Source organism: Photobacterium damselae (genome assembly GCF_003026815.1).
GTDB classification, from domain to species: Bacteria; Pseudomonadota; Gammaproteobacteria; order Enterobacterales; family Vibrionaceae; genus Photobacterium; species Photobacterium damselae.
The window spans coordinates 1-558 of the sequence record NZ_PYOG01000122.1; the positions used below are offsets into that span (position 1 = coordinate 1).

Consider the following 558-nt stretch of genomic DNA (forward strand, 5'->3'; position numbering starts at 1 on the left):
TTACCGGCTGGAGTCTTAGTGAAACCGATACCGCCTTGGTGACCAGGAGCAGACCATGAGTACTCGTGAACGTCGTTGTATTCCATCATCGCTTTCATAAATGGAGGAATAACAACATCACGGTAACGCTTCATTGCAGCAACGATACGGCCAGCAACGAAATCTGCAGTGTCTTCAAGTACTGAGTAACACTCGTCGATACGTTCCATTAGCTTGCGGTTAGCAAGAACAGAAGTACGAGCACGTTCAGCTAGAACAAATACAGGCACTTCAGCTTGACGCTCTTTAAGTACAGCAAGAAGTTCTAGTTCTTCAGTTGAATTTGTTAATTGTTCTTCAGTTTTATCAAGCGCTAGCACCAAGCTGTCGATTTGATTCGCCATAATAATAGCTTTCGCATCGTCATAAGAGGTTGCAGTGATGATTTCAATTGAGCGATCTTTTAATTCTTGAGCTAGAGACTGAGTAGTACGGTCTGCGTAGCTGTTCGCTTCAATATTTTGGTGCTCTACGATAAGAGCGCGCATTACATTTATATTGCTCATAAATATATACCTG

The 558-nt window shown here is 42.7% G+C and carries 1 protein-coding gene; it reads right to left on the reverse strand.

Features of this window, described 5'->3' with window-relative positions:
• Window positions 1-545, reverse strand: a 545-nt coding sequence (locus tag CTN07_RS22640) for an Orn/Lys/Arg decarboxylase N-terminal domain-containing protein (RefSeq protein WP_276329673.1), incomplete at its 3' end; no start/stop codon positions are given.
• Between the last annotated feature and the right edge of the window lie 13 nt (window positions 546-558).